7 protein-coding genes are annotated in these 7033 nt (G+C 56.1%); all 7 read right to left on the bottom strand.

Annotated elements, in window-relative coordinates; all coding sequences use genetic code 11:
* Positions 1-124 precede the first annotated feature (124 nt).
* The gene (locus ABYV26_RS17450; protein ID WP_372682636.1) at positions 125-715 is read right to left on the bottom strand and encodes a hypothetical protein; all 591 of its coding nucleotides are present in this window, start codon (positions 713-715) and stop codon (positions 125-127) included.
* 19 nt (positions 716-734) lie between these two features.
* On the bottom strand, positions 735-959 hold the full coding sequence (locus ABYV26_RS17445; RefSeq protein ID WP_372682635.1) for a hypothetical protein: 225 nt from the start codon (positions 957-959) through the stop codon (positions 735-737).
* Positions 960-987: 28 nt separating this feature from the next.
* On the bottom strand, positions 988-2349 hold the full coding sequence (locus tag ABYV26_RS17440) for a hypothetical protein (RefSeq protein WP_372682634.1): 1362 nt from the start codon (positions 2347-2349) through the stop codon (positions 988-990).
* A gap of 107 nt (positions 2350-2456) precedes the next feature.
* Complete coding sequence (locus ABYV26_RS17435; protein ID WP_372682633.1) at positions 2457-3536, bottom strand: hypothetical protein; 1080 nt, start codon at positions 3534-3536, stop codon at positions 2457-2459.
* Positions 3537-3636: 100 nt separating this feature from the next.
* On the bottom strand, positions 3637-4029 hold the full coding sequence (locus ABYV26_RS17430) for a hypothetical protein (RefSeq protein ID WP_372682632.1): 393 nt from the start codon (positions 4027-4029) through the stop codon (positions 3637-3639).
* Positions 4030-4156: 127 nt separating this feature from the next.
* The gene (locus tag ABYV26_RS17425; protein ID WP_372682631.1) at positions 4157-5293 is read right to left on the bottom strand and encodes a BamA/TamA family outer membrane protein; all 1137 of its coding nucleotides are present in this window, start codon (positions 5291-5293) and stop codon (positions 4157-4159) included.
* Positions 5294-5423: 130 nt separating this feature from the next.
* A complete protein-coding gene (locus ABYV26_RS17420; protein WP_372682630.1) occupies positions 5424-6839 on the bottom strand; it encodes an AsmA family protein in 1416 nt (471 codons plus the stop codon).
* Positions 6840-7033 lie beyond the last annotated feature (194 nt).

The following is a 7033-nucleotide window of genomic DNA, read 5'->3' as shown; positions in this document are numbered from 1 at the left end:
CCAGCTTACCAGCTTACCAGCTTACCAGCTTACCAGCTTACCAGCTTACCAGCTTACCAGCTTACCAGCTTACCAGCTTACCAGCTTACCAGCTTACCAGCTTACCAGCTTACCAGCTTCAAACTCAGTCCTGCGGTTTCAGCAACCGCCCCGCACCCAAACCCATGTGGTTCATCACCAGGCTGACATCACCCAGGCTGGCGTCCGAAGGTGTTATGCGATCCTTGGCAATGATCTTTACCTGGCCGGCAAATCCGGTGGGTGCATGCGGAAATAGGGCGGTGAAGTCTCCATCTCCGATATCTTCGACGACATAGACGATTTCCCGCTGGCCGTTGCCGGCGTCGAAGAGTGCCGGTTTGAAGCTGCCTGTTTTTTCAGCTCCGACCAACCCGGCTACCAGGGTTTTGACGAAGCGGTAGATCGGCAGCTTGTCGAGGGTCTTTTCTTGGATCCAATTGCCCAGGCGGGCGGCTGCATTGGATTGCATGACGATACCGATAGCCAATGATGCACCGAACAGCAAAATCACCGCCAGGGCCACCGGGTATTTTGGGTCGTCAAAGATGGCGGGGAACAGGTCGGCAATGGGTGTAGCCAGTCCCACCACCATCTGAACGATCTCCGTCAAAAGGAGAATAAATAATAGTATGGGCAGCAGGACCAGCAGGCCGCCCTGTGCGGCAAGCTTCAAAAACGAGAAAAAATTTTTCATGATCGTACCTTTATTCCGCTTATGCGTCGGTTTCATTTTTCGGACAGACGGAGGACCAATTTGAGACCTTAACGCAGTCTTTGCGCCTCTCTTTTGGTTTACGCCGTTCCTTTTCATCTCTTCGTTCGAGACCGCCGTCGGCAAAATGGTCCAGGTCGTAGGCTTTTCGCCGATCTTCACCCGAACGCCGGTCCAGGTAAGGATCGGATTTTCTTTTTTCCTCGCTGGTGGGTTTTTCAGTCATCGGGAATCTTCGTTGCCGAACAGGCATCTCATGTCGACAGCTTATTTTTGACGTAAATAAAAATGATCTGCGCAAACAATAGTGCAACCATCGCAAACAACGTCAACAGCATCCCCCTTTTAAAGGAGAGATTGATGAGTTCTTCGCCCTCTTTGCCGGCCTGGTCCATGCTGTTGGCGATCAGCTGGTTGACTTTTTCCAAAACCGGTGAATCGGCGGTTTTCTCCGCCACGGTGAGTAGGCTCGTCAGCTCTCGAATGGTCTCTCTGACATCTGCCAAAACGGCGCGATAGTCGTCGACGCTCATCGCCGGGGAGGCTTGATCCTTGTCCGTTGCCGATGCAGCATCTTTCGGGACCGGGAGCATGTTGACTAATTGGTTGGCCGAGAGGATCAGCTGATGGCCCGCTTGAAGGGTATCACGCATCTCCGCCAGCAACCGGCTGTATGTTTTTTCTTCCGCCAGCATATCTTCTAAGGTGTTCTGGCGCTCCCTGTTAAATTCACTGAATAACTGTTCGAGGGTTCGTTCCCTCTCAGCGGAGATGCTGCTCATGGTCAGATCGATGGCGGACCGGCTCCAGGCATTGATTTCCTGCATGCTCTGGCTGATGGCCGCCGACCGTTCCTGGGCGATCATTTCAGGGAGTTGATCGACTGTCGCCGAGAGTCGGTGAACGTCTGCCAACAGCGTCTTGATGTTCTGGTTTTTGACCAGATCCGACATCCAGTAGTCGCCGAGCCCGCCAGCCAGGATTGGTATTCGTGTGGCCAGGAACGTGGTCCGCTCGGCCAGCAGGCGTGCCTCCTCGACCTGATGGGTGGCATCCCTTACCGATTGAAACAGTCCGCCGGCTTTTTTTCGATCCGATGCTGAGGCCGTGGGATCGGAAGCCATGTAGCCGAAGCGCAGATAGGCAAACCCCGTCTGGTCAGGGTTGTCGGCGCGCCATTGGGTGATGAGTTCCCGCAGCGTGCGCTGCTGGCCATCGTCAAGGATTTTGGCGGACAGTTCCCAGATTTCGCGTTCCGCTTTACGAAAGGCCTGCACCATGGGCAGGAAACTTTCTCCCTGGCGTGGTAGCCAGTGCTCCTCATAAATCAAGCGTCCCATGCTGACCATGGCCACCATGTCCAGCAGCGCCGTTCCCGGATTCGGGTCGGCGGCGATCGTAAAGGCTGAGATTGAAGTGAGAACAACATCTTTCTGGACCAACGGGCGCTTGTCATCCGACCCCGGCGACTGTTCATAATCACGCAGGGCCTGGTGAAGATAACTGGCCAACCGATCGGCAAAAGCCATCGTTTCGGCTTGCAGTTCCGTTTCGAGGATCAGGTATCTCTTTTCCGGTTTTGCGCTGAAACCGGGGCAGGCCAGAATCAGTGCCATGCCCCCCGTCAGGCAGGCCCAGAGAACAACACGTTGTTTAATTCGGTTGATTAACATAACTCGACCTACTGATTTGGCGATTACGTGAACGGCCGTAGCCCTAATACTCAGTTCGTCGGTACGGTGACAATGGGTGCCCGTTGATCGTCACCGGTTTCGGTCAGGGAAAACAGCAGCATGACAAACGCAAAGGTGCGTTTCGAGGCCACTTTCCGATCGTCGATCCAGTACCACTGGCCGCGATAGGAGACGGCCACATACGCGTCCTTTGGCCGTGCCGCTGCACTGTGGATTCGGATGAGCTCATGAAATCCGGTGGAGTCCGTTGTGTCGATGGTGCTTCGATAGGTCCTGCCCTCATCGATGTCCTTTTGCGAGATGTCGATGCGGGATCCCATTTCCGCGAGAATTTGCAATATCGATCGGGTCTCGATGGCGATCTCCCGGTCACTGGAAGGAATCGAACCGTAGACGATGTCAAATGACTCAGCATCCGGGTCGATCCCGAGAATTCGTCCCACCGATTCGATTTCACGCTCTATTGCGGCTTCTTTCGCCCCGCGGAAAAACATGACAACGGTCTTTTCGTCATCGGCATCCCGCGCCCGCATACCGAGTCCGCCGGACCTCTGTATCTGTCCCATGAGCGTCAGCAGCTCGGCAAAGTCTGGATCTGCATCCCGCTGCATGAGCTGCCCGCCAAACCGGTTTTCCACGCCGTTGATCGACTGCACGATAATGCGGAACACGTATTCCACCGGGTAGCCGGCCTGGACAAGATGGAGCACTGCCCGAACGGGGATGGGTGTCATCAGGTTGCGGGCGAACTTCTCGCCGGTCAACGGCGCGTAGGTTATGGTCGGCCGATCGGCGTATCGGCCCGTGCCGCCGATCAATCCACCGGCCCCATCCGCGTCGAGCCAGGAAGCCCCCAGGTTCACCTCCCCTTCCAGGGAGTACTGGTTGATGATGGAGGCGACTTCCAAAAACACCGGGGTATCGTAATACCGCAGCTTCACCACATTAAGTAGCATCTGCCGTTTCCAGGAGTCGGAAACCGCATTGACATAGTCGAACCGGTCCCGGGCCACCGTGGATGGTCCGATGGCCGTGCAGGCACTGATGAGCAGAAACATAAGGATGAGCAGTATCTGAATCTTTCGATTGCGGCAATATCGGGTATTCATCAATTTTCTCCTGGCTACTGACTCCTGTCTCCTGAATTCTTGTTCACGCGGCAGACAGTTTCCCATCATACTCTTCAAAGGCCTGGTACAGACCAGTTTATTACTGCATACGCACAAACACCACGTCAAAGTTCTGCTTTTGGACGGCCTGGTAGTAAAAGCCGAACAGTGCGTCCTTGTCCGGGTTGTAGAGCAGCGTATAGCTGGAGCCGGGATATCCGGTGTCGCGCAGTTCCACCTCGACCTTGAGATGATCATTGAATTCAGAGGCCGTGGCCCGGGATACATTGATGGGCCGGGGGTTGAAGTAGGCGGCCTGTATGGCACCGTCGGCCGCCACCTGTTTGATTTCAATCACATAGCCGCCGTCGGTGCGCTGCCAGCGGCCGACCAGGGGACGGTAGTCGGCTGCCGATGAGATGTTGACAAAAATCGCCAGCAGCAGCACCGTCGATACAAAAAAGGATGACCATTGCATGCGTTGGTTTCTCATATCGCCATTTCTTTCCGAGTTGCCTAACGTTCGCCGATGCATCCGGCAGACGGCATGATAGGCCGCTCTTAATTTTAGCTGATCATTCAATTCGATGAATCCAGGCGACCTCCACCGCTGTGTTGGATCAATTCGACAGCCAGTCGCCAACCTGAAAATAGACTTCCACCTGATCGTCGGCGACGGTGACGTCGATGCCGATATTGAGCTGATGATCGCCGCCGATATTGTAGCGCACCCCGGCGCCGCCGGCCCAGCGGGTGGGTGATGATCCAATATCGGAGATGCTTTCGGCAATGCGGCCGCCGCCTCCGAAAGCCGTGAGCGTCCAATTTTCGAACACCCGCCACCTGATTTCGGCTTGCGCGGTGGCGGAGTGCTTGTCCAGGTAGCGCCCGAATGGAAAACCGCGCAAATTGATCTGGGCCAGGTCCCAGAAGGGTGCGTCGCCGCCGATAAACTGGCCGTCGAGACGGTATACCACCACCAGGGGATCGACGATGCGGTGGTATTGGGTAAACTTGACAACGCCTTTGTTGTAGTGGTAGTCGCCGCCGAAGTGGCCGCCGTAGTTCGTTGCGGTGGCTTCAAGCAGCGTTCCGGCGGCGGGCCAGATGTTGCTGTCCCGGCTGTCATATACACCCACCAAGCCCAATCCGGCGGTTTCCGTGCGAAAGGAGAACTCCGGCAGATCGACCGACGGTCCGGACGGGTCGGGTGCGTTCTCAATGCCCACATACAGATATTCCAATCCGAGAAAAAAATTCTCATAGGGAAGCTCGAACAAGAGCCTGGGCGTGAATACCGTGGACGTGGCACCGAACTCCAGCGGATTGTCCTGCAAGGGCGAATCATTGCCGGTGCCGTAGTACTTGAGCTGCAGCTCGCCATAACCGCCGGCCAACCGGAGCCGCATGGCGTCGTCAAAATAATAGCCGTCGTGGAAGGCGCCCAGCAGCCAGCTGTCGTTGCTGGTGAGCATGGCGCCCACACCGGAGGTGCTGGTCGGGCTGCCTTCCTTGGCGTCTGTCTTGCCGTGCATATAGATTCCGGCCAGCGTCAATCCGACCCCGACGGTCGGGTTGGATACCGGAATGGGCACCACGACCAACCTGGCATCCTGGTTGACCGCCTTGGCCGCGGACGCATCCCTGCCGATGCTTTCGACGCGATCCTTTACTTCGGCGGCCGCACAATTCAGAGCAACGGCCAACCCAAGCATGACGACCAGAACCAGTATGATTTTTCGGGATGGGATATTCAACCTCTTTTCAGGGCTTCATCATTTGTTCTGCCCCGCACTTTTCTCAATAGAGAGGGCCGGGGCAGGTAGAGACGGCTTCATTTTTGAGTGGACTCCGTTCAACAATGTGTCGATGAAACTGCAATCTTGTTTATTTCATCGAGGCATCCTTGAGCGCGTCGATCACCGGCGGATAGGGCATTTTCTCCAGGGCATCCTGCGCTCGCTGCATGGCCGTCTGATAGCGTGCCGGAATGTCTTTATCCCACGCCTGGACAGCGGCCGCTCCCGTGAGCTTGGAAGCCGATTGACCCAATCCACTGCCTGCGGCACTGCCGGCCCCCCCAACCGTGTCCAATGAAAGATCGATCGTGCCCACCGTGGAACCAACCAACCCTTTTTTCACCTTTTTTTTGTCCAGCGTCGCCAGACCCTTGGTGGTGTCGAAAAGACCGCCCAGCAACTTCTTTCCAACCTTCAAGGTGCCGGAACCGACCTCTTTGGCCACATCGACGCTGCTTTCGGCGATACTGATGCCCGCACCCAGACCACTCTTGCCGAGGTTGAGTACGCCATCTTTGACCCGAAACACCCCAGCAAGGACCGGCGCGATCTCTACGACGGGAGCGTCCAGTGTGCCTCGCACGTGAATCGTGTCGTAGCGCACATTGCGGTCGGTCAAGGCAAGGGCGTCGAGGCTGATGCGGCCATCGTTGAGTGCCAGTGCCATACCGGAATCGAGGCCGTCGCCACCTATAGCGGTACGTGTGGCCGGTGGCAGCAATGTCCCCAGTGTTTTCAGCTTGAGGCCAATCAAGCGAATCTGGGCATTGACCGGTGGAATACCACGCCCCACCGGGCCCATCCGTGCGACGGTTCCAAAATGGGCGGCCGGCAGCTTGCCGGGCTGTTTCAATTGGAAAGACACCGACACCGCCGACGGATCGGCAGCCTTGTTTTCGTCGAACAGGCGCAGCCGATCCACCGCCAGCAGGATCCTGGTCAATGGAAACACCATCGGCTCGCCCGTCAAGGCGCTGTCCCGAACCGTGATCGAACCGTCTTCGAGTCGGATTTTATTCACCTGAACGATCGGCAGTGTTTTTTCTTTGGCGGCGGCATCGGGTTTTTCGGCCGCTGGTTTTTCTGCTTTGACCAGTTTGTCCAGGCCCAAGCGGCCCTGCTTGTCCCTCACCAGGTTGATCGACATCCCTTTCAGGGTCACCTCCTCGACCACGATTACATCGCTCAACAATGAAGTGGGGACGACATCCAATACCAAGTTCCCCATTGAAAGCAGCGGATCGGTGCCGTGGTCTTTGGGTGGATTGACCGTGAGGCCGTTCAGTTCGACACGACCAGCCAGCAGGCCAATGTCGATTGCCTTCAGACTACCGCCTTCAGTGAGAAAATCATTCATTGCACCGTTGATCTGATTGTGGGCAATGGTGTTGACACTCAAGATAGCCACGGTAAGGACAATCAGGAGCAATACCACTATTCCCAGCGGTATCTTCCACAGCCAGCCGCGTGACTTGGTTCGCGTCCTGTTTGCATGTTGGTTCATCGATCGGTCCTCCTTTTTTTCATCTCGTCATCGCACCGTTTGGTGAGATTTTATCCTCTCACGCCACGCCGCCACGCCGCGACAGTTAGATTCATCCTTTGTTGCTTTCCCTTTGATCTCTTTTTTCTTAAGCTTTCGTTGCGCCGTCGCGCCGTTGCGTGAGACGCATTATCGTTTTACTGGATCGGTGCAGT

It is taken from the genome of Desulfosarcina sp. (assembly GCF_041551955.1).
GTDB lineage: Bacteria > Desulfobacterota > Desulfobacteria > Desulfobacterales > Desulfosarcinaceae > Desulfosarcina.
This window is presented reverse-complemented; position numbering and strand designations above follow the sequence as displayed.